The organism is Psychrobacter sp. PSP, from assembly GCF_024085615.1.
Classification (GTDB): Bacteria; Pseudomonadota; Gammaproteobacteria; order Pseudomonadales; family Moraxellaceae; genus Psychrobacter; species Psychrobacter pacificensis.
Map to the genome: position 1 here is coordinate 363,421 of NZ_JABLTF010000020.1, position 24,328 is coordinate 387,748.

General features: G+C 42.4%; 32 protein-coding genes. 28 read left to right on the top strand and 4 right to left on the bottom strand.

All coding sequences use genetic code 11. The features are described 5' to 3' along the window. Nucleotides 1-74: 74 nt before the first annotated feature. The 17 genes from rplN (at nt 75) to rplQ (ending at nt 8,973) form a co-directional block, all read left to right on the top strand. Nucleotides 75-443 (top strand): 50S ribosomal protein L14, encoded by a 369-nt coding sequence (gene rplN, locus HL061_RS11500; RefSeq protein WP_010196702.1) that lies wholly within the window; start codon nt 75-77, stop codon nt 441-443. Between the two features lie 8 nt (nt 444-451). Then, entirely contained in the window at nt 452-769 is a 318-nt protein-coding gene (gene rplX / locus HL061_RS11505; protein WP_058025572.1) for a 50S ribosomal protein L24, read from the top strand. 21 nt (nt 770-790) lie between these two features. Next, entirely contained in the window at nt 791-1,327 is a 537-nt protein-coding gene (gene rplE / locus HL061_RS11510; protein WP_057758706.1) for a 50S ribosomal protein L5, read from the top strand. A 12-nt stretch (nt 1,328-1,339) separates the two neighbouring features. Then, nucleotides 1,340-1,645, top strand: coding sequence for a 30S ribosomal protein S14 (rpsN, locus tag HL061_RS11515; RefSeq protein ID WP_058025571.1), 306 nt, complete (start codon nt 1,340-1,342; stop codon nt 1,643-1,645). 11 nt (nt 1,646-1,656) lie between these two features. Next, nucleotides 1,657-2,055 (top strand): 30S ribosomal protein S8, encoded by a 399-nt coding sequence (rpsH, locus tag HL061_RS11520; protein ID WP_058025570.1) that lies wholly within the window; start codon nt 1,657-1,659, stop codon nt 2,053-2,055. Nucleotides 2,056-2,231: 176 nt separating this feature from the next. After that, complete coding sequence (rplF, locus tag HL061_RS11525; RefSeq protein ID WP_071003151.1) at nt 2,232-2,765, top strand: 50S ribosomal protein L6; 534 nt, start codon at nt 2,232-2,234, stop codon at nt 2,763-2,765. Nucleotides 2,766-2,776: 11 nt separating this feature from the next. Next, complete coding sequence (gene rplR / locus HL061_RS11530; protein WP_058025568.1) at nt 2,777-3,127, top strand: 50S ribosomal protein L18; 351 nt, start codon at nt 2,777-2,779, stop codon at nt 3,125-3,127. A 2-nt stretch (nt 3,128-3,129) separates the two neighbouring features. Then, the gene (gene rpsE / locus HL061_RS11535; RefSeq protein WP_071003153.1) at nt 3,130-3,645 is read left to right on the top strand and encodes a 30S ribosomal protein S5; all 516 of its coding nucleotides are present in this window, start codon (nt 3,130-3,132) and stop codon (nt 3,643-3,645) included. 20 nt (nt 3,646-3,665) lie between these two features. Then, a complete protein-coding gene (gene rpmD, locus HL061_RS11540; protein ID WP_071003155.1) occupies nt 3,666-3,845 on the top strand; it encodes a 50S ribosomal protein L30 in 180 nt (59 codons plus the stop codon). Next, nucleotides 3,845-4,285 (top strand): 50S ribosomal protein L15, encoded by a 441-nt coding sequence (rplO, locus tag HL061_RS11545; RefSeq protein ID WP_025644375.1) that lies wholly within the window; start codon nt 3,845-3,847, stop codon nt 4,283-4,285. Before rpmD ends, rplO begins: the two co-directional genes overlap by 1 nt. 19 nt (nt 4,286-4,304) lie before the next feature. Next, nucleotides 4,305-5,636, top strand: a complete 1,332-nt coding sequence (secY, locus tag HL061_RS11550) for a preprotein translocase subunit SecY (RefSeq protein ID WP_197496792.1) — start codon at nt 4,305-4,307, stop codon at nt 5,634-5,636. Nucleotides 5,637-5,667: 31 nt separating this feature from the next. Next, nucleotides 5,668-5,784, top strand: coding sequence for a 50S ribosomal protein L36 (gene rpmJ / locus HL061_RS11555; protein WP_025644371.1), 117 nt, complete (start codon nt 5,668-5,670; stop codon nt 5,782-5,784). A gap of 264 nt (nt 5,785-6,048) precedes the next feature. Further along, nucleotides 6,049-6,405: a 30S ribosomal protein S13 gene (rpsM, locus tag HL061_RS11560; RefSeq protein WP_025644369.1), complete on the top strand. Its 357-nt coding sequence runs from the start codon at nt 6,049-6,051 to the stop codon at nt 6,403-6,405. Nucleotides 6,406-6,425: 20 nt separating this feature from the next. After that, nucleotides 6,426-6,815 (top strand): 30S ribosomal protein S11, encoded by a 390-nt coding sequence (rpsK, locus tag HL061_RS11565; protein ID WP_025644368.1) that lies wholly within the window; start codon nt 6,426-6,428, stop codon nt 6,813-6,815. 48 nt (nt 6,816-6,863) lie between these two features. Then, nucleotides 6,864-7,505: a 30S ribosomal protein S4 gene (rpsD, locus tag HL061_RS11570; protein ID WP_025644367.1), complete on the top strand. Its 642-nt coding sequence runs from the start codon at nt 6,864-6,866 to the stop codon at nt 7,503-7,505. An 81-nt stretch (nt 7,506-7,586) separates the two neighbouring features. Continuing rightward, nucleotides 7,587-8,594, top strand: a complete 1,008-nt coding sequence (rpoA, locus tag HL061_RS11575; RefSeq protein ID WP_071003158.1) for a DNA-directed RNA polymerase subunit alpha — start codon at nt 7,587-7,589, stop codon at nt 8,592-8,594. A 19-nt stretch (nt 8,595-8,613) separates the two neighbouring features. Then, nucleotides 8,614-8,973, top strand: coding sequence for a 50S ribosomal protein L17 (gene rplQ, locus HL061_RS11580; protein ID WP_025644362.1), 360 nt, complete (start codon nt 8,614-8,616; stop codon nt 8,971-8,973). Between the two features lie 202 nt (nt 8,974-9,175). Here rplQ and HL061_RS11585 read toward each other — a convergent pair whose 3' ends face one another. Next, complete coding sequence (locus HL061_RS11585; RefSeq protein ID WP_071003160.1) at nt 9,176-9,796, bottom strand: L-threonylcarbamoyladenylate synthase; 621 nt, start codon at nt 9,794-9,796, stop codon at nt 9,176-9,178. A gap of 232 nt (nt 9,797-10,028) precedes the next feature. Continuing rightward, nucleotides 10,029-10,772: an elongation factor P hydroxylase gene (locus HL061_RS11590; protein WP_071003162.1), complete on the bottom strand. Its 744-nt coding sequence runs from the start codon at nt 10,770-10,772 to the stop codon at nt 10,029-10,031. Between the two features lie 182 nt (nt 10,773-10,954). Between HL061_RS11590 and HL061_RS11595 the strand changes: the two genes are divergently transcribed. The 6 genes from HL061_RS11595 to lysM all read left to right on the top strand — a co-directional run bounded on the left by HL061_RS11595 (nt 10,955) and on the right by lysM (nt 15,433). Then, nucleotides 10,955-11,548 carry a YceD family protein gene (locus tag HL061_RS11595; RefSeq protein WP_071003164.1) on the top strand — a complete coding sequence of 198 codons (594 nt, stop codon included), beginning with the start codon at nt 10,955-10,957 and terminating at the stop codon, nt 11,546-11,548. A gap of 316 nt (nt 11,549-11,864) precedes the next feature. Next, nucleotides 11,865-12,047, top strand: a complete 183-nt coding sequence (gene rpmF / locus HL061_RS11600) for a 50S ribosomal protein L32 (RefSeq protein WP_057758809.1) — start codon at nt 11,865-11,867, stop codon at nt 12,045-12,047. A gap of 423 nt (nt 12,048-12,470) precedes the next feature. Beyond that, entirely contained in the window at nt 12,471-13,439 is a 969-nt protein-coding gene (fabD, locus tag HL061_RS11605; protein WP_071003166.1) for an ACP S-malonyltransferase, read from the top strand. Continuing rightward, nucleotides 13,436-14,164: a 3-oxoacyl-ACP reductase FabG gene (gene fabG, locus HL061_RS11610; RefSeq protein WP_058025367.1), complete on the top strand. Its 729-nt coding sequence runs from the start codon at nt 13,436-13,438 to the stop codon at nt 14,162-14,164. The genes fabD and fabG overlap by 4 nt, the downstream gene beginning before the upstream one ends. Before the next feature lie 264 nt (nt 14,165-14,428). Then, nucleotides 14,429-14,665, top strand: a complete 237-nt coding sequence (gene acpP / locus HL061_RS11615) for an acyl carrier protein (protein ID WP_071003168.1) — start codon at nt 14,429-14,431, stop codon at nt 14,663-14,665. 258 nt (nt 14,666-14,923) lie between these two features. Beyond that, nucleotides 14,924-15,433, top strand: coding sequence for a peptidoglycan-binding protein LysM (lysM, locus tag HL061_RS11620; protein WP_071003170.1), 510 nt, complete (start codon nt 14,924-14,926; stop codon nt 15,431-15,433). 139 nt (nt 15,434-15,572) lie between these two features. Here lysM and queG read toward each other — a convergent pair whose 3' ends face one another. Beyond that, nucleotides 15,573-16,736, bottom strand: coding sequence for a tRNA epoxyqueuosine(34) reductase QueG (gene queG, locus HL061_RS11625; protein WP_252962846.1), 1,164 nt, complete (start codon nt 16,734-16,736; stop codon nt 15,573-15,575). A 236-nt stretch (nt 16,737-16,972) separates the two neighbouring features. Here queG and HL061_RS11630 point away from each other — a divergent pair, with 236 nt between their 5' ends. Beyond that, complete coding sequence (locus tag HL061_RS11630) at nt 16,973-18,796, top strand: NAD(P)H-hydrate dehydratase (protein WP_240365364.1); 1,824 nt, start codon at nt 16,973-16,975, stop codon at nt 18,794-18,796. Between the two features lie 18 nt (nt 18,797-18,814). On the opposite strand, the gene HL061_RS11635 is transcribed toward HL061_RS11630, so the two are convergent. Next, entirely contained in the window at nt 18,815-19,312 is a 498-nt protein-coding gene (locus HL061_RS11635; protein ID WP_240365363.1) for a DUF4124 domain-containing protein, read from the bottom strand. Between the two features lie 844 nt (nt 19,313-20,156). Here HL061_RS11635 and HL061_RS11640 point away from each other — a divergent pair. The 4 genes from HL061_RS11640 to HL061_RS11655 all read left to right on the top strand — a co-directional run bounded on the left by HL061_RS11640 (nt 20,157) and on the right by HL061_RS11655 (nt 24,327). Further along, on the top strand, nt 20,157-21,989 hold the full coding sequence (locus HL061_RS11640) for an acetolactate synthase 3 large subunit (protein WP_212564547.1): 1,833 nt from the start codon (nt 20,157-20,159) through the stop codon (nt 21,987-21,989). Beyond that, nucleotides 21,989-22,486, top strand: coding sequence for an acetolactate synthase small subunit (ilvN, locus tag HL061_RS11645; RefSeq protein ID WP_071003178.1), 498 nt, complete (start codon nt 21,989-21,991; stop codon nt 22,484-22,486). Before HL061_RS11640 ends, ilvN begins: the two co-directional genes overlap by 1 nt. A gap of 139 nt (nt 22,487-22,625) precedes the next feature. Beyond that, entirely contained in the window at nt 22,626-23,642 is a 1,017-nt protein-coding gene (gene ilvC, locus HL061_RS11650; RefSeq protein ID WP_058025375.1) for a ketol-acid reductoisomerase, read from the top strand. 352 nt (nt 23,643-23,994) lie between these two features. Beyond that, the gene (locus tag HL061_RS11655) at nt 23,995-24,327 is read left to right on the top strand and encodes a hypothetical protein (protein WP_227517147.1); all 333 of its coding nucleotides are present in this window, start codon (nt 23,995-23,997) and stop codon (nt 24,325-24,327) included. Nucleotide 24,328: the final 1 nt, after the last annotated feature.

Genomic DNA, 24,328 nt, shown 5'->3' on the forward strand with positions numbered 1-24,328 from the left:
TAAAATGCCGCCTTGCTCATTCTGTGCTAGCGGCAGCAACTGGTTTTTATTGCTCATACGTGTGGAGTAACGCTATGATTCAGGTTGAGTCAATGCTGGAAGTTGCAGACAATAGCGGTGCAAGGCGAGTTCAGTGCATTAAAGTACTGGGTGGTTCTCATCGTCGTTATGCATCAGTTGGCGACATTATTAAAGTAACGGTTAAAGAAGCCATTCCTCGTGGTCGTGTCAAAAAAGGCGACGTGATGAATGCAGTAGTTGTACGCACCAAAAAAGGCGTTCGTCGTCCAGATGGTTCTGTGTTACGTTTTGATGACAATGCTGCGGTATTGTTGAACCAAAACAAAGCGCCGATTGCAACTCGTATTTTTGGACCGGTAACTCGTGAACTACGTGGTGATCAGTTTATGAAAATTGTATCACTAGCACCAGAAGTATTGTGAGGTAATCCATGTCAAAATTACGTAAAGGCGATACAGTTATTGTGATTGCTGGGAAAGACAAAGGCAAGCAAGGTACTGTACAAGCTGTAAAAAACGATCGTATTAAAGTTGAAGGCGTTAATATTGTTACTAAACATCAGAAGCCAAATCAGGCGACTGGCGTTGAAGGTGGCATTCTTAAGCAAGAAGCTTTTATGCATATCTCAAATGTCGCAATCTTAAATGCGCAAACCCAAAAAGCAGACCGTATTACTTATCAGTTTGGCGAAGATGGCAAGAAACAACGCGTCTATCGTTCAAACGGTGAAGTAGTGGCGACTGCGTAAGACACTAAGGGTGTAATGGTAATGGCAAGATTAAAATCTTTATATAACGATAAATTAAAGCAGCAAATCAAAGAAGATCTTGGTTTGGACAATGTGATGCAAGTGCCTAAAATCACTAAAATCACACTTAACATGGGTGTAGGCGGCGCGTCTCAAGACAAGAAATTGCTTGAAGGTGCTGTAGCTGACATGACCGCGATTGCTGGTCAAAAACCTGTTGTCACCAAAGCGCGTAAATCAGTTGCTGGCTTTAAGATTCGTGAAGAATGGCCAATTGGCTGTAAAGTAACGCTACGCGGTGAGCAAATGTACGAATTTTTAGATCGTCTCGTTGCCATTGCAATTCCTCGTATTCGTGATTTCCGCGGTTTTTCACCTAAAGCCTTTGACGGACGTGGTAACTACTCATTGGGTATCAAAGAACAGATCGTATTCCCAGAAGTAGATTTTGACAAGATTGACCGTATCCGTGGTATGGATGTGACAATCACCACGTCAGCTCAATCTGATGAAGAAGGTCGTGCGTTGCTTAAAGCATTCGGCTTCCCATTTAAATAAGGTAAAGACGTTATGGCAAAGAAGAGCATGATTAACCGCGAATTAAAGCGCGAAAAAATGGTTGCTAAATATGCTGAAAAGCGTATCAAGCTAAAAGAAACTATCAGTGATATCAACGCATCAGACGAAGAGCGTATGGACGCGATGTTAGAGCTACAAGCTCTTCCACGCAACTCATCACCAGTACGTCTGCGTAATCGTTGTGCTATCACCGGTCGTCCTCACGGTTACTTCCGCAAGTTTGGCTTATCACGCAATATGCTGCGTGAGCGTGTCATGCAAGGCGATGTGCCTGGTGTTCGTAAAGCAAGCTGGTAAGGAGTAACTATATGAGTATGCAAGATACCGTTGGGGATATGCTAACCCGTATCCGTAACGCACAAATGGCTAACAAAGTATCGGTAGCAATGCCGAGCTCTAAATTACGTAAATCAATTGCTGATTTGCTAGTTAGCGAAGGTTATGTGGCGAGCGCTGTTGTTACTGAAGAAGAAAACAACAAAGCAACCCTTACTATTGAATTAAAATATTTCGAAGGCCGTGCGGTTATCGAAACTATTCAACGTTATAGCCGCCCTGGTCTACGCCAGTTCCGCGGTAAAGACGAAATCCCTACTGTTAAGCAAGGTATGGGTGTTGCTATCGTATCTACAAGCCAAGGTATCATGAGCGATCGTGCTGCACGCGCTGCTGGTATCGGTGGTGAAATCGTTGCATTTGTAGCGTAAGCTATACGACGATGAAGTCTATTTGATGGTTGTTAGGCTTCTATCGATTGAGGAGTGTTTAATTATTTCAAATTGATAGGTGTCTAACACAATCAACTATGCTAAACTAACACGCTTTTTAGCCTGTTAGTTTTTTCGCTAATAAAAGCAAGTTAAATTTTTTAAGGAATATTCCTATGTCTCGTGTGGCTAAAGCCCCAGTAACGCTGCCAAATGGCGTAAGCGTTACTTTGAACGATCGGCAGGTCGAAGTTAAAGGCAAGAACGGTACTATGTCTTTACACCTGCATGAATTGGTCGAGCTGAAACAGGAAGATGATGCTATCATTTTCTCACCTGCAGTCGATTCACAAGAAGCTATGATGCACACTGGCACCATGCGCGCTCTTGTTAACAACTATGTTACTGGCGTAAATGAAGGGTTTGAAAAGCGTCTTCAATTGATTGGTGTTGGTTATCGCGCACAAGTTGCTGGTAACAAAGTAACCTTGAACGTTGGCTACTCTCATCCAGTAGAATACACGCTACCTGAAGGTGTATCGGCTGAAACCCCAACGCAAACTGAAATTGTTTTGAAATCAAACAATAAACAGCAGCTTGGTCAAGCAGCGGCTGATATCCGTGGTTTCCGTCCACCTGAGCCTTATAAAGGTAAAGGTATTCGTTATAGTGACGAGCATGTGATTCGCAAAGAAGCTAAGAAAAAATAAGGTGAGTTGAAATGTTTGATAAAAAAGCAGCTCGTCTGCGTCGAGCTAAGAAAACACGTGCACATATCCGTCATCTAGGCGTTCATCGCTTAACGGTTAACCGCACGTCAAAACATATTTATGCCCAGATTATCTCTCCAAATGGTGGTGAAGTGATTGCTCAGGCATCTACCTTAGACAGCAGCTTGCGTTCAGGCGCGACTGGTAACGCTGATTCAGCAACGTCTGTAGGCCAAATGATCGCAGAACGTGCAAAAGCAGCTGGCATTACTAAAGTTGCCTTTGACCGTAGTGGTTTCAAATATCATGGTCGAGTTAAAGCTTTAGCAGAAGCTGCTCGCGAAAACGGATTGGAGTTTTAATCATGGCTAGAAATGATAAAAATGATAAAAATGAACAGACTGACGGTCTAGTAGAACGCTTAGTTACCGTTGATCGCGTTGCAAAAGTTGTTAAAGGTGGTCGTATTTTCTCTTTCACTGCGTTGACTGTAGTGGGTGACGGTAATGGTCGTGTTGGTTTTGGTCGTGGTAAAGCGCGTGAAGTGCCTGCTGCTATCCAAAAAGCACTAGAAGCTGCCAAACGTAATATGATTACTGTTGAGCTAAATGATGCAACTTTGTATCATCCGATCAAAGCAAGTCATGGTGCTAGTAAAGTCTACATGCAACCTGCATCTGAAGGTACTGGCGTAATCGCTGGTGGTGCAATGCGTGCTGTATTAGAAGTTGCTGGTGTCAAAGATGTTTTGACTAAATGTTATGGTTCTACCAATACTGCTAACGTTGTTCGTGCAACGTTTAACGGTTTACGTGATATGTCAACTCCAGAGAGGATGGCAGCTAAACGTGGTAAATCTGTAGACGAAATTTTGGGTTAACTTAGACTAGGTGAGTTACGATGAAAAAAATGAAAGTCACTCAATTTAAATCAGGTGCCCACCGCCTCAAGAGCCACAAAGCTAGCTTGAAAGGATTGGGTTTACGCCGTATTGGTCATAGTGTGGTCGTTGAAGATACTCCTTCAACTCGTGGTATGGTCAATCGCGTCAACTACATGGTAAAAGTGGAGGAAGCGTAATGGGACTTAGATTAAACGAATTATCACCAGGTGTTGGCGCGAAGAAAACTGCCCAACGTCGTGGTCGTGGTATCGGTTCAGGTCTTGGTAAGACAGGTGGCCGCGGTGTAAAAGGTCAAAAATCACGTTCAGGTTCTAGCGTTCGTTCAGGATTTGAAGGTGGTCAAATGCCTTTATATCGTCGTCTACCAAAATTTGGCTTTACCAGTAAAATGGCAATGACTACCGCTGAGGTACGTTTGTCTGAGCTGAATAAAGTTGAAGGCGATGTAATTAGCTTAGAGACTCTAAAAGCAGCTAACCTTATCCGTCACGACATGAAACGTGCCCGTGTTATGCTATCAGGCGAAGTTACTAAAGCTTATACCTTTAAAGGTATCAAAGTAACTAAAGGCGCCAAACAAGCAATCGAAGCTGCTGGTGGTAGCATCGAGGAGTAGTAACGTGTCAAAACAATCAATGACCTCAAGTGGTATTCCGCTCAATCCTTTCGCTTTTATACGTAAGTATGATGAGCTATGGTCGCGTTTATTATTCTTAATCGGCGCATTGATTGTTTATCGTTTAGGGTCGCACATTCCAGTCCCGGGTATTAATCCGGTTAATCTGGCTGATCTGTTCTCGCGCAACGAAAACACTATTTTGAGCATGTTTAATATGTTCTCAGGTGGTGCGCTTGAGCGTATGTCAATTATGGCACTAGGTATCATGCCGTACATCTCAGCGTCAATTATTGTACAGATGATGTCGGCAGTCGTACCTTCGCTTGAAGCTCTCAAAAAAGAGGGTGAAGCAGGTCGACGTACGCTGAACAAGTATACCCGTCAAGGGACGCTTGCTTTGGCTTTGGTGCAGTCATTAGGGATGTGTGCCGGTTTGATCAGTCAGAATCTGACTTTATCTTCCGGTCTGACCTTTTATATTCCTGCTGTAACCTCGTTGGTTGCAGGCGCTATGTTCTTGATGTGGCTTGGTGAGCAGATTACAGAGCGCGGCGTAGGTAACGGTATCTCAATGCTTATTTTTGCAAGCATTGTCGCCGGTACGCCAGGTATGATTTCGCAATCGATCGAACAGGTCAATCAAGGTCAGATGAACTTGATTGTACTCTTTATCTTTGTAATATTAGGCATTGCGGTAACCGCCGGTATCGTTTATATCGAACGTGCGCAGCGCCGTGTCCCAGTAAACTATGCGCAAAAGCAGCAACAAGGTCGCAAAATTTATGCTCAGCAGCAGTCACATTTGCCGCTGAAATTAAATATGGCAGGGGTTATTCCCGCTATTTTTGCTAGCTCCTTATTACTGTTTCCAGCGAGTTTAGGACAGTGGGTTGGTCAATCAACAGATCCTACCTTCGTACAAAAAATACTACAAAATATGGCATTGGTATTGTCTCCAGGGCAACCGCTGTATTTAGTACTGTTTGGCGCAATGATTATTTTCTTCTGTTATTTTTATACGGCACTAGTATTTAGTCCACGTGAAGTAGCAGAGAACCTTAAACGTAGTGGAGCGTATATTCCAGGTATTCGCCCCGGACAACAAACTCAGCGTTATCTTGACCATGTGTTAAATCGACTAACCTTTATTGGCGCGATGTACATAACGGTTATTTGTTTGATGCCGATGGTCGTTCAATCCTCATTTGGTGTGCCGTTCCAACTTGGTGGTACGTCGCTACTGATTATGGTGGTTGTGGTAATGGACTTCATCTCGCAAATTCAAGCGCATTTGATGACCCATCAATACCATGATCAGACGTTAATTCAATCACCCACTCAGCCATAAGCGAGTGTGGTGGTTATTCAAGGAGCATTCCATGAAAGTTCAAGCCTCAGTAAAAAAGATTTGTGGTAGCTGCAAGATTGTACGCCGTAAAGGTCGTGTACATGTTATCTGCACAGCTGAACCGCGCCACAAGCAACGCCAAGGTTAATTAAAAACTGATCATGGCGTTAAGCCTAAACAGTTTATTAAATTAATACTTGAAAAAAAGTGGCGGATGCGATATCATCCGCCACTTGCCGTAGTTCATACCAAAAAATTGTATACTTCTGCTTTAGTAGCACTCTTATTATCTGCTAATGATAATAAAAGCTTCAAAGTAGAGAGATAGAAGTGAGGTATTAACAGCAACAAATCTGAAAAATGCGCTATTTATAATAAATAATGCATATTTTTCTTTAATGGAGAGAAATCAATGGCTCGTATTGCCGGCGTAAACATTCCGGATAATAAGCATGCTGTGATTTCACTAACTTACATCTTTGGTATAGGTCGTACCACTGCTCAGAAAATTCTAGAAGCAGTTGGCATTGCCCCTACAACTAAAGTTAGTCAGTTAGATGATACACAGTTAGATGCTATCCGTGCACAAGTTGCAGAATACATGACTGAAGGTGATCTTCGTCGTGAAGTGTCAATGAATATCAAGCGTTTGGTTGACTTAGGTTGTTACCGTGGCATTCGCCATCGCCGTAACCTACCTGTTCGTGGTCAAAATACCAAAAACAACGCTCGTACTCGTAAGGGTCCGACACGCCCTCTCAAAAGATAATTAACTTAGGAAGCTAAAAGATGGCTAAAGACACTCGTAGTCGCAAAAAGGTGACTCGTCGTTCAGTATCGGAGGGCGTTGCCCATATCCATGCGTCTTTTAATAACACCATTGTAACGATTACCGATCGTCAAGGTAATGCATTGGCTTGGGCCACTTCAGGTGGACAAGGCTTCCGTGGTTCACGTAAATCTACACCATTTGCCGCTCAGGTTGCAGCTGAAGTCGCTGGTAAAGCGGCTCAAGAATATGGTGTTAAGAATGTCGACGTTTTGGTCAAAGGACCAGGACCGGGTCGTGAGTCTGCGGTAAGAGCACTAGGTGCATTGGGTTATAAAATTAACAGCATCTCTGATGTAACCCCAATCCCACACAATGGTTGCCGTGCGCCGAAAAAGCGCCGCGTCTAATATTAGAGACGAAGCTTTTAATAATAAGAGCTTAAAGGAGACAGAACAATGGCCCGTTATATTGGACCAAAACTCAAATTATCACGTCGCGAAGGCACTGACTTAGGCCTTAAGTCTGGTGTTAAGCCGTATGATGTTAAAACAAAGAAAGCTGGTCGTCCACCCGGTCAGCACGGTGTAAGCCGTAACAAGAGCTCAGAGTATTCTCTACAGCTACGCGAAAAACAAAAAGTTAAGCGTATCTATGGCGTACTTGAGCGTCAATTTGCAAACTACTACAAAGAAGCGGCGCGTAAGCGCGGTGCTACGGGTGAGAACCTACTAGCTATGCTTGAGAGTCGTTTGGACAACGTGGTATACCGCATGGGCTTTGGCTCAACTCGCGCTGAAGCACGTCAGCTAGTCAGCCATCGCACTGTTATGGTAAAAAAAGCTGGCCGTGATGAGTTTGTTCGTGTGAACATTCCATCAATCCAGTTGCAAGATGGTGATGTCATTGCTATTCAAGAGAAGTCTCGCGAACAGCTACGTATTAAAAACGCTATGGAACTAGCATCACAACGTGGTATTCCAGAATGGCTTGATGTTGACAACAGCAAACTACAGGGCACGTTTAAACATGCTCCAGATCGTATTGATCTACCTGCTGAAATCAACGAAAGCTTGATCGTTGAGCTATACTCTAAGTAAGTAACGTACTGCTCAATGTTATGCTTATAGCATTGAGCCATTAACGTTAATTAATCCAGATAAACAAATCGAGGTGACATCATGATGCTAAATGCAACTGAGTTTCTAACGCCGAATGCCATTAACGTGGATACGGTTAACGAGACGATTGCGAAAGTCACGCTCGAACCGTTAGAACGCGGCTTTGGTCATACCTTAGGGAATGCCCTGCGTCGCATCTTGTTATCTTCATTACCTGGTGCTGCAGTCATCGAAGCTGAGATTGATGGTGTTGACCATGAATACTCAACTTTAGAGGGTCTGCAAGAAGATGTCCTTGACCTGCTTTTGAATCTAAAAGGCTTGGCAATTACACTTCATGACCAAAATGAAGTATTCTTGACCTTGGATAAACAAGGTCCAGGCACCATTACTGCTGCAGATATTGAATTGCCGCACAACGTAGACATTATTAACCCAGAGTTAGTATTGGGTACGTTGAGTGAGCGCGGTCATCTTAAGATGCGTCTGCGCGTAGTGATGGGTCGTGGATATGAGCCAGCAAATCAGCGCCGTGAAGATGGTGATACCAAAGCGATTGGCCGCTTAAAGCTTGATGCAAGCTTTAGCCCAGTACTGCGGGTTGCTTATCAAGTAGAGAACGCTCGTGTTGAACAGCGTACTGACCTTGATCGTCTTATCATTGAGCTTGAAACTAATGGCACTATAGATCCAGAAGAAGCAATTCGTAAAGCGGCCACTATTTTACAACAACAGATTTCAATCTTTGTTGATTTAGAAGCTGAAGAAGCGCCTGAGCCTGTGAAAGAGAAAGAAGAGGTCGATCCTGTGCTATTACGCCCTGTGGACGATCTTGAACTAACGGTTCGCTCAGCCAACTGCTTAAAAGCTGAAAACATTTACTATATCGGTGATTTGGTACAGCGTTCAGAGACTGAACTTCTAAAAACCCCAAATCTTGGTAAGAAGTCATTAACCGAAATCAAAGACGTTTTGGCGTCTAAAGATTTAGAGCTTGGTATGCGCCTAGATAACTGGCCACCAGCTGACCTGCGGGTTGATGATCGCTTCTCTTATCGCAGCCGTTAAACATTAAGGATATTTGACTATGCGCCATCGTAAGAGTGGAGTCAAGCTGGGTCGTACCGGCAGTCATCGTAAAGCAATGTTCCAGAACATGACCAACTCATTGTTTGAGCATGAACTGATTAAAACAACTTTACCAAAAGCTAAAGAATTACGCCGCGTTGCCGAGCCATTAATTACTCTAGCAAAAGAAGATAGCGTTGCTAACCGTCGCTTGGCATTTAGCCGTATGCGCAGCAAAGCTATGGTAGGTAAACTATTTAGCACGTTAGGTCCTCGTTACCAAACGCGTCCAGGTGGTTATCTGCGTATCGTTAAGTGTGGTCACCGTGATGGTGATAACGCACCTATGGCTTATGTAGAATTAGTTGACCGCGACTAGTCTATAAGCCGTTTAGGTTTTATACAAAAAAGCGCCAATTTATTGGCGCTTTTTTTATGTCTGAAATTTAGATCTAAAACTATTACATTGTTTGTAAGTTGCATTTTATGCTTTAATATTTAAGTGGTTCTTAAAGGCAATCGGCATATGGAACGCACCCTACGTTTAGTGAGCAGTTGAAAATACAAATAACGTAAAGCCTTTATAGTAACAAGTCGCTGACATCCGCCGCGCCCTGCCGGATAACCTCAGGTTGACTACTGGTCATATCGACGATAGTAGTCAGCTTAGTAGTCTTAATACCAGCATTTATCAGACCATCAACTTGATTATCTAATAGCTCTTCGATATCGAAAGGATCATCTAAAATATCGTCACGATCAGGTAAAATAAGTGAGCTGGTCAAGATAGGCTCGTCCATCGCTTCTAATAGTGCTTGTGCGATAGGATTGCTCGGTACGCGAATACCGATGGTCTTTTTCTTAGCATGAGCGAGCTTTTTTGGGACATCTTTGGTGGCATTCAAAATAAAAGTAATCGGCGCAGGAGTATGCGCTTTTAGTTGTTTGAATTGGACATTATCGACCGTAGCATAAGTGGCAATCTCACTTAGATCGCGGCACAACAGTGTAAATTGATGCTTATCGTCAAGCTCACGAATTTGCTTGAGCTTAGTCAAAGCGTCTTTTGCACCTAGTCGACAACCAAAAGCATAACTGGTATCGGTTGGGTAAATGATTAACTGGTCTTTGCGCAGTAAGTCAGCGGCTTGTTCAATGAGACGTGGCTGAGGGTTATCGGGATGAATATAGAAAACTTCCATAATGGTTCCTTATTTTATAATTATTGGTTTTTAATTGAGACAATTTTTTCATTAATTAGATGTAGTTCAATCATTAGACATATTAAAAAAGTTATTTTAAAAATTAAGCAAATCTGTATTTTTAATATACTACTTTAGTTATCAGTATAGCTTAAAGCAAATATAAGTTTAGTGGCAAGGCGTTACCAACCGTAGAAAATCGTTAATAAGTAGGAACACTTAGTAATTTGAATTAAGCGTTGATTTCAGATGAAGGAGTACAAACGCTAATTAAAGCAGTCAGTAAAGTCTTAGCGTCACGCGGCAGAGTATAAGGTTTGGTTATATAGCTTTCTACTTGCTGGTAGACATCACTAGCAAAGGTGCTACTGCTAGTGTCGAAGTCGGCAAACAAGTTATCTTGTGAGACTTGGAAGTTTCGACCACACGCTAAGGTGAATAAACATTCTAATGCCTGTGGTTTGATCTCTACGCGCTCAAATGCTTGCTGCTGAGCTTCTGTCCGACCGTCTGGAGCATACCAGTAGCCAAAGTCAGGTAATTGTCTACGAGCGTCACCAGCCAGGCACCAATGACTGATCTCGTGCAGGGCACTGGCAAAAAATCCATGAGCGAATTCAATTCTGGCAGGCTCATTGTCTTGAGCAGGGAAATACTCTGGCTCACCCTCACTACGAACCAATATCACTTGCTGGTTAGTAAATAAAGTATTAAATAGCTGTATGAGCCAATCAGTGGCTAATCGTTCGCTATCAATTATCAATCCTGCTGAGTAAGTATTGTCAGGCTGAGTAGTAGATAACTTTTGCCACTGACTTCTCCATTCTCTTAAATACTCATCTTCATCGAGGCACAGTCTATTGCTAAGAGCATTTTCAGTATGACGATCTAGTTGAGTAAGATATTGCAGCAACGAACTTGCTGTAGCAGGAGAAAGTAAATCAGAAAAATTAATTTTATTATCAGGTAGATTCATAGAGAAGACATTGACTTAATAAATATTAAAGGCAAAAAATTTTAGGTAAAAAAGTAAGTAGTAAAAAAGCTTGAACATATTTGCTATCAAAAAATCTTAACATACTAGCGCTAGCAGAATATGGCACTTTCCGTTAGTATGGCAGGCAATATTATACACCGTTTTTATGAATGAGGCCGCGCATGTCAAGCACTCCAGAAACTAAACCGTCAGCACCTTACGCTGACAATAAAAAAGCGCCTGTATCTACTAGCATGCCTGAGCACATTTCTTTGGACAAATGGGCAGACACGGGTTTTGAGTGGTCAGGAGAAGTTGATCCAAACTCTTTTGAACGTCTTGCCGCGACGTTGAGCGCCGAGCATGATCAGTCAAACACTCAACTAAATGCTGAACTCTATCGCCGTAATAATGTTTTGCATTTGGCATTTACGTTGACAGGTGATGTTTGGCTAACGTGTCAACGCTGTTTACAACCAATTGCGATAGACTTATCTGATGATTATAATATTGCATTACTAGAGAATGATAGCCAAGTACGCTTGATTGATGAAGAGCAAGATTATTTATTACTTGATGAAATCGTCACTGAGCAGTCTCCGGAGCGTCTATTACCATTTAAAAAACTGGTAGAAGATGAGATATTGCTCAAAATACCAATGGCGCCGAAGCATGATGATTGTGAAATGTCAGTTGAGCAGTTTGGCGAGATACCAGAAGAAGAAGAGAATGAAAATCCATTCGCTGCTTTAGCCTCCTTAAAAGGTAAGCTATAAGAGCCAAATTTATTTATTCAAGTATTTGAGAAGCCTTCTATCTGCTTTGTACAGAAGAGTGCAAGGCAGGGCTTTATTAATCTAATAAACATGCGTATAATGTCCGGTTTATTGCATTCGAGCAACCTGTTGCGTGCTGATAGAAGCTGACTAGGTAAATTTTTCATAAATTTCAGACATAGTTAGCGCTTTATGTAAGTAACAATCTATTTAACTAATGATGCTTCAGACTTAGGTTGTTGTGATTATATAGCCTCTGTCAGTATCGACTAAGCTGAATTTCAAGCTTATCCCTTTTAAGTATAGGAGCTATATCATGGCTGTTCAAAAAAGTCGTAAAAGCCGTTCTCGTCGTGACATGCGCCGTTCACATCACCGTATGGAAATTGCTGAACTAAGCGTAGATGCTACTACTGGTGAAAAACATCGTCGTCATCACATGACTAAAGATGGTTTCTACCGTGGTCGTCAGCTATTCAAAGTTAGTCAAGATGCCTAAGACATTGGCCGTATGATAGCTAGGTAAAATAGTGACAGTACTGGTGACTGTTGTTGTATTTACCTGGCTATCATTAGTCAATAAGCTTTGAGCTAAAAAAAGCCAAGTTATTTCGCTATCATATATTATGTGGCTGGATAACTTGGCTTTTTGTTATTTATCACTAAACTCATTGCTTAGATGACTTTTTGTTTTTAGCAGATAGAAACGCGTACTCAATCGTTAGTGCTTTTGATTGGTACTGTGTTTTCCTATCGTTGTTTGGTCTGCATCCGCTATAATAATAGTGTGTGTCAGTGTATAGTTTACTGGCAATCCGTTTTCTTAGATAAATAATTGAACTAGCGGCTTTGTATCACATCTAATAATATAATACACCCCATTATTTTAGGGATATTTCTAATCAGATAAGGGATATTGGTTATGGCTTCTGTACCCGATATGGTAAAAAAGCAACCCGCTCGTATCGCGGTCATTTTTCCTGGACAAGGATCTCAAGCAGTCGCGATGACGAGTGAGCTTGCTGAAATCTACCCAGAGATACGCGATACATTTACCGAAGCGAGTGAGGCGCTTGGTGAGGATTTGTGGGCAATCTGTCAGGATGAAGAAAAACTCAATCAAACCGAGTATACTCAGCCAGCGCTACTGACAGCTAGCATTGCCATTTGGCGTGTCTTACAACAAAAAATAGAAGAGACGCCTTGCTATTTAGCTGGTCACTCTCTGGGCGAGTACAGCGCCCTGTGTGCTGCCAATGTGATATCGCTTGGTGATGCCGTCACCCTAGTGCATAAGCGTGGTCAGTTGATGCAAGAGGCCGTTGTAGGTGTCGATACTGCTATGGCTGCCGTGTTAGGACTAGAAGACAACCGAGTCGAAAATCTGTGTGAGCAAGCAACAGAGCATGTCGAGGGTGCCATTGTTGGCGCTGCTAACTTCAACAGCCCAGGACAGGTAGTGATCTCGGGTAACGCAGCTGGCGTTAACGCTGTCATCGACAAAGTCAAAAATACGGGCAAAAAATCTGTGCCCTTAAAAGTGAGTGTGCCATCTCATTGTGCATTAATGGAGCCTGCAAGTAATGCCTTAGCTGAGATATTAGCAGGTATTCAATTTGATCAAGCGACCATTCCTGTGATTCAAAATCGCTATGCGCGTGTTGAAACCAGTGCAGTAGGTATCAAACAAGCATTGACTGAACAGCTGAGTGAGCCAGTACTGTGGTCAAAAACCATGCAGGAACTGGCCGATAAGCAAATTAATCTATTAATCGAATGTGGCAGTGGCAACGTATTAAGCAATTTGGCTAAGCGTCAAGCGCAGCCAATCGCAAGCTATCCTACAGACAAGCCTGCCCGTCTAGAGAAATTATTAGAGGTGTTATCATGAGCCGTACGATTACATTAGTAACTGGCGCGAGTCGCGGTATCGGAAAGGCAGTTGCCAAACGCTTTGCTAAAGAAGGACATTTTGTCATTGGAACAGCAACCACTGAAAAAGGTGCTGAACTTATTGATGACTATCTTCATGATAGTGGTGGTATCGGTCGCGTCTTAGACGTACGTGATACTACTCAAATTGATAAATTGTTTGAAGAGATCGAAAGCGTCTATGGAGCGGTACAAGTATTGGTTAACAATGCAGGTATCACGCAAGACGGTCTGCTAATGCGTATGAAAGACGATGACTGGTCAAATGTCATCGATACGAATTTGACCTCAGTTTACCGCATGAGCAAACGCGCAGTACGCGGTATGATGAAAGCGCGCCGTGGTCGTATTATTAATATCACCTCTGTTGTTGCTCAAATGGGTAATGCAGGTCAATCTAACTATGCCGCGACTAAAGCTGGTGTAGAAGGTTTCAGTCGTACGCTTGCACGTGAAATCGGTTCACGCCAAGTGACTATCAATTGCGTGGCACCAGGTTTAATCGAGACTGATATGACAGATGAGCTCGACGAGCGCCTATTGAATTCTATGCTAGATGCCGTTCCTATCAGCCGTCTTGGTCAACCAGAAGACATCGCAGCAGCAGTACATTTCTTAGCCAGTGATGAAGCCAGCTATATCACCGGCGCGGTCATTCCGGTCAATGGTGGCATGTATATGTAGTCAATACACGAACGTTACATAGTTATAATAAAAAACTGTGTGAACGAGTGTAAACTATAATAAAGGGTGCTATAATTACGAATACTTTTGAGTCAAAGCCCTGTATGATAACAGGGCTTTATTAGACAGACTGTGTAACAAGTCATAGAGTACTCAGACAGCAATGCTGATCTGGCAAATACATTTTATATATCATGCTATAGAGCTTAAATAAGGCACAATAGCAGTTTATTAAAAATAATAGATGATAATGGAGTAATCTATATGAGTAATGATATCGAGCTAAGAGTAAAATCAGCAGTTGCTGAGCAACTAGGTATGAACGTTGAAGACATCAATAACGATGCTTCATTCATGGAAGACCTAGGTGCGGACTCGTTGGACCTAGTTGAATTGGTGATGTCTTTTGAAAGTGATTTTGGTATCACTATTCCTGACGAAGACTCTGCAGAATTGACTACTGTTCAAAAAGCAATTGATTACGTACAAGCCCAGCTATAATTTGCCATTTGTTTAGCAAATTTTATAATACCGCTTATCTTAATAGATAGGCGGTTTTTTTATGAGGGTGATTTAATTGATCGGTTGCATTAACATAAGCTACGTCAATTAACATTACTCAACATACTATTACTATTCACGTTTGGTTCGTTTGTCTATACTCATCATGGTAGACAGTACAAAGCACGGTGATGTTCAATAACACACCACCGAAAATAAATATGAATAATAAATAACAATATTCCAAGGAGCAATTATATGGGTATGTTCAGTTTTGCAAAAGATATCGGCGATAAAATTTTTAATCGTGATGACGAGAAACATGATGCCAAATCAGAGACCAAGGCAGATGCCAATACACCAGTACAAAGTAGCGAACCTTCAGCACAATCCGTTGCTAATATTTTGTTGCGTCGTATACAACAACAGAATCTAAACATCAGTAATTTAAAAATCAAATATAACGGCTCTACAGATACAGCAGAAATCAGCGGTAACGCGAAAACTCAAGCTGATCGTGAAAAAGCAATTATTGCTATTGGTAACGTACAAAATGTTGCAAAGGTTATTGATAATATCGATATCGAAGAAGATGCACCTGAGTCAACGATGTATACGGTAAAATCTGGCGATAGCTTATCTAAGATTGCTAAAGATGTTTACGGTGAGTCTGGCGATTATATGAAGATATTTGAAGCCAATAAGCCAATGCTATCTGATCCAGATAAGATTTATCCAGGTCAAGTGTTACGCATTCCTAAGCCATAACAAATTGATGGTATAAGCAATAAATAATTTGTACAAAAAATCGATGATAAAAAAGCCTCTTTTATAAGAGGCTTTTTTATTATTTAAAATGATATAGCAATGGATATGAAGTTCTAATAGTGGCGAATACTTGAAGTATTTAGACTTGGGTGCTGTCTTTCAGCTTTTTTTGCTGCTCATCCAAGGCCCACTCGATATGCTCGTCGAGCATAGCATTGTGTATAGTGAGCTTGGATTTTAACTGTTCAACCACGTCCAAACTGGCATTGGCATTGCCAAGACCAATAGCAATATTACGTAAGAAATTGATATAGCCTGTGCGTCTGAGCGGGCTTCCTTGTGTGTTGTTCAAAAAATCTGCTTCTTGCCATTGCCATAATTCAAGCAAACTGCTGTTATCGAGACCATGCCTTGGTGCGAAGTCCTCAACGGTAGTCAGATTGGCATAACGATTCCATGGACAGATCAGCTGACAGTCATCGCAGCCAAACACCCGATTACCAATCGCGCGTCGATACTTGGTATCAATAATACCATCGTGTTCAATCGTCAAATAAGAGATACAGGCAGAGGCATTGAGCTCATAAGGCGCTACAATCGCTTGGGTAGGGCATACATTAATGCAAGCGCTACAACTGCCACAATGCTCTTTAACAGGCTGGTCATCGGGCAGCTCTAAGCTTAAAAACAGCTCACCTAGCACAAAAAATGAGCCAGCTTGTTTGTTGATTAATAACGTATGCTTACCTGTCCAGCCCAGACCAACAGCATCGGCAATAGGCCGCTCAAAGATAGGCGCAGAATCACTAAAGGGTCTAAAAACAAACTCTTTATCTGAACCAATATCGAGATGTTGCCATTCAGGAAGCATGGCCTCGATATTCAGAGCCAATTGCTTTAAACGGCTACGCATTGTCTTATGATAATCACGACCTCTTGCATAACGCGCAATGATGCCTTGGTTGGGATGGTCGTTGTCTGTGACAGCACGCGGTGTTGGGGCTTTGGTTAGGTAGTCCATCCTTACACTAATAATGGTCTTTGCGCCATCCACTAACTGCTCGGGATGAGCGCGCAGATGATGGTTGTTGTGCATGAACTGCAATTGACCCTCATAGCCTTTATCCAGCCACTTCTGTAGCTGTTCGATTTGCTTAGTAAACAGTGGATGATGGACAGATAAAAACCCACAGTCAGCAAATCCTAATGTTTGCGCTTGCGTTTTGATCCATTGTTTAACATCTGCTGTTGTCGCAAATATAGGTGAGTTACTAACGGCAATACTATTGTTATCGGTAGGCATAGAGATAGGTGCTTATTGGCGGTCTATTTTTAAAACGGTATTTTCTCACAATCAGTGGCAGTGTGAGCACCATTATGATAAGACAGTGAGCATAGAGCGCAAGTAGAAAAGAAAATAAACTCACATTCATATTGATACATAAGTAGACATGAGCTTTTGCTAAGCTGATACCAAAGTTTAGAAACTAGACTTTCAACCCTATAAAAATATCAGAAAAACATGGCCGAGGATAATAAATGAAGAATTTTACCAATTTATCACCTATAAAAAATACAAAACCTATTGCGCTTTATAGTAGTGAGCAAATTTATGCCATGGAGCAAGCGTGGTTTGCTCAAGGATATGATAGTTTTGGCTTAATGCAGCAAGCAGCTTGGCAAATGGCACAGCAGATAGAATTGCTTTATGAACAAAAATGTCTCAATGCTAATCATTCTGCTAATACCAACGTTTATCATCGTACGGAGCGTTTGCGCCGAGTAAGTGTCTGGGTAGGTAAGGGTAATAATGGCGGGGACGGTTGGCTCATTGCTTATTACTTGCAGCAAGCAGGCTGGCAAGTAGAAGTGGTCACTGTCGGTTTTGATGTCAATGATTTTGATACTCGTACTCAGTCGGCCATTTCTAATAAGAAAGACCACAATAATGACCATATAACTGATGCTGACAAAGCGCGACAGATAGCAATATCTGCCAACTGTCATTATCAACGCTTCGAAGAGATTCATAGCAGTCACAATGAGTCAGAGAAAATGGCTTTATTAGCTGACATTTATATTGACGCACTGTTTGGAATTGGGCTAGATCGTGCGCCAGAAGGTGTCTATAAAGAGGCTATTAGCGCTTTTAATCGTACTACTCAGCAACAAAACGCACTAGCAGTCGCCGTCGATATTCCAAGTGGATTGGTGGCTTCTACTGGTGCGGTATTTGATCGTATAGCAGTACAAGCTGATGTCACCTTATGTCTGATTGCGCGCAAATTTGGTTTGCACACCAAAGACGGTACGGATTATAGCGGAGACATAATCGATATACCGTTAATACCTTATCAAACAGCTAGACCTCACAAAATATCTGATAAAAATACCAAGCAAAATACTATTGAAGCATTTGAACCTGTTGCCATACTGCTGACGGCTGCACATAGTATGAAGCCGCGCCGCCAAAACAGTTACAAAGGTAGCTACGGTCATGCGCTAATCATTGGTGGAAATCGCGTTGATGGCTCTCAAGGGATGGGCGGTGCTGCGATACTGTCTGCCTCAAGCACCATGGCAACTGGCACTGGTAAAATAACTGTTGCCTGTCATGAGGCTTTTCATGGTGCATTATTAACTTCATTGCCTGATGCGATGACTATCAATCTGCACGATACAGATGGCGTAAAGGCACTTATCAAACAAGCCAGTGTTATCGCGATTGGTATGGGATTGGGCCGTGACGAAAAAGCAAAAATGTTATTTATCGACTATATACAGGCTGCCATAGCTCATGAAAAATCAATAGTGATCGATGCAGATGGACTTTACCATTTGGCATCGTTACAAGCGGACAATCACCAATTGGTGACAGCGCTGCGTGAATATAGCATGAGCCATCAGGTTTGCTTAACACCGCATAGCGGCGAAGCGGCTAGATTGCTCGATCAAAAAATAAGCGAGGTAGAAAGTGATAGATTGCGATCCATAAAACAATGCGCTGCAGTTTATGGTGGTGACTGGGTATTAAAGGGAGCAGGGTCGCTAGTTTTGGAGCAAAAATCAGGACCAGCGCGAGTATATGTCTGTGATGCGGGCAATGCTGGTATGGCAACTGCTGGCATGGGCGATATTCTATCTGGAGTGATTGCTGGATTATTAGCACAACAAGACTTAGCAGCAGAGTCGTACAGTTTATCTCAGGCAGCGCTTATTCATGGATTTTCAGGGGACACACTGGTTAATCAAGGTAATGAATATCATCGTGACAATAAGCTATTGATTGGACAACGAGGGCTACAAGCGCAAGATATGCCAGCAGCCATTCGCCATGTTATGCAGCTAGTGATGGTCGACTAACCCTCACTATTGGGTCGACTAGGTTGTAGAGCCGCTACAATACTGGTCGATCGCCTGTTGTACGCGTTCACGCTTTAGCTCAATCTCACGGCCATCTAAGTACTGACGCTTGCCATTTGCATCCATCTCATAGATACGTCCGCCAACGTTTAGATTCGTTAAATTGTTACGTAGCGATTGGCAGCGCTGGGCATTGGCTTGCGCTTCTTGCTCTTTGATACGTGCTTCAAGTGCGGCTACGCGCTGTTCTTCTGCCGTTTGAGTATTATTGCTTTGTCTGGGGTCTGTTTTGCCAGCCATTTGTCCGGCGTTGTTTTGTCTACCGTCGCTACGAAATTCAATCAACTCAACGTTTTTACCATTTTGCGGTGCGTGCTGGCTATATTTAACTTCGCCATATGCGCCAATGGATTTGTAAACTTGAATAGCCTGACTGGCATTCATGGATAGCATTAGCATACAGGTGGTACTCGTTAGCCATTTAGCAGCAGTCGCTATTTTAGACGCATATGCCATAGCAGCAATCCTTTTGTTTGATAAAAGCAAATTTGTATAAGGGTAAATATAACATTTGAGCACTTTATTGGCAGCACTAATGTATCGACTTCCAATTTTAGCAAATAATACTTATCAATGTGTATTATTTAATAACTAATAGTTTGGGATAGGCTTTAGAAGTTTTTCTTGACAATAGCGGGCAAACCATCGAATATAATAGAAGTTGATTGGTCAGTGAACGGCTTTTATGATATTGCCGTGGCACTTGAAAATGATCACTACGAGCTACTTATCGGTAGTTTATGCAGTGTTATTTTCTTTGTGATGATGATATAGCACACGTAGCATTGGCTACTCATAACTATACATTGTCTCCGGACTTATCTGTCTACAATGACTAAGATAAACTTATTATTTGAACTGTGCTAAATGTAATTCTGGCAATTGTGCAAAATACGATACAGTACTGGTTATAAAAAAGTACGCCAAAGCCTCTGTTATAAGTTTTAGTAACTTATGCATAGTATTTGGGTATAAATATCCTGTTATCTCTACGTCTTTGCACCCATGAATTTATTATCAGTACTTATTTATAGAAAGACTCAATAATAAGCTTCTTTCATAGGTGCGTCCGCATCTTGTCACTGTATATCGATAAACATCCATCACAAAACTGACCTTACATACATTGCTATGTTTGAGTAATTTGCTGTCTTAAAAAAACAACGTTACTTAAATATGATAAGCAAATATTCTTGATATGGACAAGGATTAGCGATCATTTTATGAGTTTTGAAGTAATACCTATATGGGGTTATCTCTTATCATAGAATACCGCAAATCCTCGCCGCAAAAAAAGGTGATGACAGTGACGCAAACCACGCAAAGTCCGAATATGACGGGACATACCCAAACGGGTAATGCCGCCAAAAATTTTGAAGAAAAACAACAACGTCTTGCAGAAGGCAGCGTTCAGCCTGTGATGCTATCGGGCGCTGAAATGCTGGTACAAGCGCTGACAGACGAAGGTGTCAAATATATCTTTGGTTATCCAGGCGGTGCCGTTCTACACATCTATGATGCGCTGTTTCAGCAAGAAGCCATTGAGCATATCTTGGTGCGTCATGAGCAGGCGGCAGGACACATGGCAGATGCTTATTCACGAGTTACTGGTGAGACGGGGGTTGTACTGGCAACCTCAGGACCTGGTGCAACCAATACGGTTACCGCTATTGCGACAGCTTTTATGGATTCAGTACCGATGGTCGTGATTTCAGGTCAGGTGCCAAGTAGCCTAATCGGTGAAGACGCTTTCCAAGAAACGGATATGGTGGGGGTATCACGTCCGATCGTTAAGCATAGCTTCCAAGTGCGCCATGCTAGCGAAATTCCGATGATTGTCAAAAAGGCATTTCACATTGCACAGTCTGGCCGACCAGGTCCTGTCGTTATTGATGTGCCAAAAGACATGACTGCGCCTAGTGAAAAGTTTGCCTATAAATATCCAGAAGAGGTATTTATACGCTCTTACCAGCCTTCGCTCAAAGGCCATAGTGGTCAGATCAAAAAAGCGGTCGAGACATTATTATCTGCCCAGCGTCCTGTCGTATATGCAGGTGGCGGCGTTATTTGGAGCAATGCTCACGAAGAGTTGACTGATCTGGCTCACCGTCTTAATTTACCAGTGACCAATACATTGATGGGTCTTGGTGCATTTCCTGGCTCTGATCGTCAGTTCCTAGGTATGCTTGGTATGCATGGTACTTATGAAGCCAACATGACTATGCATCATGCCGATGTTATTTTGGCAGTGGGTGCGCGTTTCGATGATCGCGTCACCAATAATGTCAAAAAATTCTGTCCGAACGCGACGATTATCCATATCGATATCGATCCTGCGTCGATTTCAAAGACCATCCTTGCGCATATTCCTATCGTTGGCGATGTAAAATCTGTCTTAACCGATATGCTAGAGATCGTTGGAGAAGATAAGCAATTAGAGCAACACGCATTGCTCGATTGGTGGTCACAAATTAATGAGTGGCGTAAGCGCCATGGTTTGCGTTATGACACCAGCACAGATAATGGCATTAAGCCACAAAGTGTCGTACAAGCTCTAGATAAAGTGACTAACAGTAACGCTATTATCACAAGTGACGTCGGTCAGCATCAGATGTTTGCAGCCCTTTACTATACTTATAATGAGCCTCGCCAATGGCTGAACTCAGGCGGCCTAGGTACGATGGGCGTTGGCTTGCCGTATGCCATGGCAGCCAAGCTTGCTAATCCAGAGCGTGATGTGGTGTGTATCACAGGCGAAGGCTCTATTCAGATGAATATCCAAGAGCTGTCAACTTGCTTGCAGTATGACTTGCCAGTTAAAATTCTAAATTTAAATAACGCACAGCTAGGTATGGTGAAGCAGTGGCAGGACATGCTATATGAAGGACGCCATGCACAGTCTTATATGAACTCCTTGCCAGATTTTGTCAAATTGGCTGAAAGCTATGGTCATGTTGGTATCAAGATTACTGACCCTGATACGATGGAAGAGCAGTTGGCTGAAGCGATGGCCATGAAGGACAAGTTGGTATTTATCGATGTTTATGTCGATCGTAATGAGCATGTATATCCGATGCAAATCGCTGGACAAGCCATGCGTGATATGTGGTTAACAAAAGGGGAGCGTACCTAATGCAACAACAACATCTGATTTCGGTATTGATGGAAAACGAAGCGGGTTCGTTGTCGCGTCTAGTCGGTTTGTTCTCACAACGTGGCTACAATATCGAAACGCTCAACGTCGCGCCTACTGATGACCCAAGCATTTCACGCTTGACCTTAACGACCATTACCTCACCAGAAAGAATTGAACAAATCACCAAACAATTGCATAAATTGATTGAAGTAGTTAAAGTGCATAATCTGACAGAGAATGTACACGTTGAGCGTGAATTGATGCTCATCAAAGTACGAGCAACTGGCAGCGTACGTGAAGAGGTGAAACGCAGCGCAGATATCTTCCGTGCGCAGATTGTCGATGTGAATGCCAACTTATATACGATTCAAATCGTTGGTGACAAAGCCAAGCTTGACGGTTTTATCGATGTGCTTGGACGTGACCGTATTATGGAAGTGGTTCGCTCGGGTGTGATTGGTATTGCCCGCGGTGAGAAAACCCTTAGCACCTAGAATTAATGCCCAAATATCCTATTTTATTGAAGAACTATTTATCTAAATCAACAAAGCGCTTATCTTAATCACTATCTTGATTACAGTATAAGCGTCTACTATCCATGGTAAGCCATGATTGAGGACAAGGACTCTATTTATGAACGTTTTTTATGACAAAGATTGTGATCTATCCATTATCCAAGGTAAAAAAGTGGCCATTATCGGTTATGGTTCACAAGGCCATGCGCACGCGCTTAACTTACAAGACTCAGACGTTGATGTAACGGTTGGTCTACGTGCCAACTCAGGCTCATGGAAAAAAGCTGAAAATGCAGGCCTAAAAGTTGCTGAAGTCGAAGAAGCGGTAAAAGCTGCTGACGTTATCATGATTTTGACACCTGATGAGTTCCAAAAAGAGCTTTACAACGATGTCATTGAGCCAAACATCAAAGAAGGCGCGACCCTTGCATTTGCCCACGGTTTTGCTATCCATTATAACCAAGTAGTGCCACGTAGCGACCTTGACGTTATCATGGTAGCACCAAAAGCACCAGGTCACACCGTACGTTCAGAGTTCACCAAAGGTGGCGGTATTCCTGACTTAATCGCCATCTACCAAGATGCTTCAGGTCAAGCTAAGCAATTAGCATTATCCTACGCTGCTGGCGTTGGTGGTGGTCGTTCAGGTATCATCGAAACCACATTTAAAGATGAGACTGAAACCGATCTATTCGGTGAGCAAGCGGTTCTTTGTGGCGGCGCGGTTGAATTGGTAAAAATGGGCTTTGAAACCCTTACTGAAGCAGGCTACGCGCCAGAAATGGCTTACTTTGAGTGTTTACATGAGCTAAAGCTTATCGTTGACTTAATGTATGAAGGCGGTATCGCTGACATGAACTATTCAATCAGTAACAACGCTGAATACGGCGAATATGTCACTGGTCCTGAAGTCATCAATGAGCAGTCACGTGAAGCCATGCGTAACGCGCTAAAACGCATCCAGTCTGGTGAGTACGCAAAAATGTTCATCTCTGAAGGTGCAACCAACTATCCATCAATGACAGCTCGTCGTCGTAACAATGCAGCGCATGAGATCGAAACCACAGGTGCCAAATTGCGCGCTATGATGCCTTGGATCGGTGGTAACAAAATCATCGATAAAGACAAAAACTAATTCGATACTACTTAAATAGAGTATTTGGTAGTTTATTAAGTAACCCGTGTTATCACCTGATAGCACGGGGTTTTTTATATCCTACTTTTGACATAGGGTTACACCGCTATATGTGTTGGTTGAAAACCAGTAAAAACTGCCCAATATAGGCAGGCATCTTCACATTAGCCAGTGGGCTTTTACTGTGCTTATTTATCTTTGATTGATCAAAGTAGATGAGTCCTCATTCATATTTTCTATAGATTACAGGTTGTATGTTGTGCAAATATCTTATCCAGACTGGCTAACGCCGCAATTCGTGTATATTACTCTTAGCGCTGTCGTAGCAGTTTTAATTTGGATAGAAGGAGAAATGCTTAAGAAAACCGATGGTAAACTGCCTAAATCTAAGTTTTTCCAAATCAGCTCAATCTTAGATACCATCTGGTTCTTTATCTCTGTTGTTGTCCTATACGTGATTGATTTGGCACCGCTCGCGATTGCTGTACCTGCCGCTTATGGCATTTACACGACCTTTGGTTGGGTCTACGGTACGCGACTACTAAAGCGCAAAGGTATCCCTGACTCTCCTAAAGACTTGGTCATACCGGCCAAATATATTGCTTATAGTCAGTCGTTTTCGTTGATATTTTTTGGGCTATGTTTGCTTGTATTAAGTTCACCATGGTTACCGATATTGCAATAGG

Bases quoted from the DNA above. Each gene is read 5' to 3' on its own strand.
- rpsM (WP_025644369.1), top strand. From the start codon at position 6,049: ATGGCTCGTATTGCCGGCGTAAACATTCCGGATAATAAGCATGCTGTG.
- ilvC (WP_058025375.1), top strand. From the start codon at position 22,626: ATGAACGTTTTTTATGACAAAGATTGTGATCTATCCATTATCCAAGGT.
- HL061_RS11630 (WP_240365364.1), top strand. From the start codon at position 16,973: ATGAAGAATTTTACCAATTTATCACCTATAAAAAATACAAAACCTATT.
- rplR (WP_058025568.1), top strand. From the start codon at position 2,777: ATGTTTGATAAAAAAGCAGCTCGTCTGCGTCGAGCTAAGAAAACACGT.
- lysM (WP_071003170.1), top strand. From the start codon at position 14,924: ATGGGTATGTTCAGTTTTGCAAAAGATATCGGCGATAAAATTTTTAAT.
- HL061_RS11585 (WP_071003160.1), bottom strand. From the start codon at position 9,796: ATGGAAGTTTTCTATATTCATCCCGATAACCCTCAGCCACGTCTCATT.
- rplO (WP_025644375.1), top strand. From the start codon at position 3,845: ATGGGACTTAGATTAAACGAATTATCACCAGGTGTTGGCGCGAAGAAA.
- rplQ (WP_025644362.1), top strand. From the start codon at position 8,614: ATGCGCCATCGTAAGAGTGGAGTCAAGCTGGGTCGTACCGGCAGTCAT.
- HL061_RS11640 (WP_212564547.1), top strand. From the start codon at position 20,157: ATGACAGTGACGCAAACCACGCAAAGTCCGAATATGACGGGACATACC.
- acpP (WP_071003168.1), top strand. From the start codon at position 14,429: ATGAGTAATGATATCGAGCTAAGAGTAAAATCAGCAGTTGCTGAGCAA.
- ilvN (WP_071003178.1), top strand. From the start codon at position 21,989: ATGCAACAACAACATCTGATTTCGGTATTGATGGAAAACGAAGCGGGT.
- rplE (WP_057758706.1), top strand. From the start codon at position 791: ATGGCAAGATTAAAATCTTTATATAACGATAAATTAAAGCAGCAAATC.
- HL061_RS11590 (WP_071003162.1), bottom strand. From the start codon at position 10,772: ATGAATCTACCTGATAATAAAATTAATTTTTCTGATTTACTTTCTCCT.
- HL061_RS11635 (WP_240365363.1), bottom strand. From the start codon at position 19,312: ATGGCATATGCGTCTAAAATAGCGACTGCTGCTAAATGGCTAACGAGT.
- rpmJ (WP_025644371.1), top strand. From the start codon at position 5,668: ATGAAAGTTCAAGCCTCAGTAAAAAAGATTTGTGGTAGCTGCAAGATT.
- rpmF (WP_057758809.1), top strand. From the start codon at position 11,865: ATGGCTGTTCAAAAAAGTCGTAAAAGCCGTTCTCGTCGTGACATGCGC.
- rpsD (WP_025644367.1), top strand. From the start codon at position 6,864: ATGGCCCGTTATATTGGACCAAAACTCAAATTATCACGTCGCGAAGGC.
- rpsH (WP_058025570.1), top strand. From the start codon at position 1,657: ATGAGTATGCAAGATACCGTTGGGGATATGCTAACCCGTATCCGTAAC.
- rplF (WP_071003151.1), top strand. From the start codon at position 2,232: ATGTCTCGTGTGGCTAAAGCCCCAGTAACGCTGCCAAATGGCGTAAGC.
- rpoA (WP_071003158.1), top strand. From the start codon at position 7,587: ATGATGCTAAATGCAACTGAGTTTCTAACGCCGAATGCCATTAACGTG.
- rpsK (WP_025644368.1), top strand. From the start codon at position 6,426: ATGGCTAAAGACACTCGTAGTCGCAAAAAGGTGACTCGTCGTTCAGTA.
- fabG (WP_058025367.1), top strand. From the start codon at position 13,436: ATGAGCCGTACGATTACATTAGTAACTGGCGCGAGTCGCGGTATCGGA.
- fabD (WP_071003166.1), top strand. From the start codon at position 12,471: ATGGCTTCTGTACCCGATATGGTAAAAAAGCAACCCGCTCGTATCGCG.
- rpsE (WP_071003153.1), top strand. From the start codon at position 3,130: ATGGCTAGAAATGATAAAAATGATAAAAATGAACAGACTGACGGTCTA.
- HL061_RS11655 (WP_227517147.1), top strand. From the start codon at position 23,995: ATGCTTAAGAAAACCGATGGTAAACTGCCTAAATCTAAGTTTTTCCAA.
- rplX (WP_058025572.1), top strand. From the start codon at position 452: ATGTCAAAATTACGTAAAGGCGATACAGTTATTGTGATTGCTGGGAAA.
- HL061_RS11595 (WP_071003164.1), top strand. From the start codon at position 10,955: ATGTCAAGCACTCCAGAAACTAAACCGTCAGCACCTTACGCTGACAAT.
- secY (WP_197496792.1), top strand. From the start codon at position 4,305: ATGACCTCAAGTGGTATTCCGCTCAATCCTTTCGCTTTTATACGTAAG.
- rpmD (WP_071003155.1), top strand. From the start codon at position 3,666: ATGAAAAAAATGAAAGTCACTCAATTTAAATCAGGTGCCCACCGCCTC.
- queG (WP_252962846.1), bottom strand. From the start codon at position 16,736: ATGCCTACCGATAACAATAGTATTGCCGTTAGTAACTCACCTATATTT.
- rpsN (WP_058025571.1), top strand. From the start codon at position 1,340: ATGGCAAAGAAGAGCATGATTAACCGCGAATTAAAGCGCGAAAAAATG.
- rplN (WP_010196702.1), top strand. From the start codon at position 75: ATGATTCAGGTTGAGTCAATGCTGGAAGTTGCAGACAATAGCGGTGCA.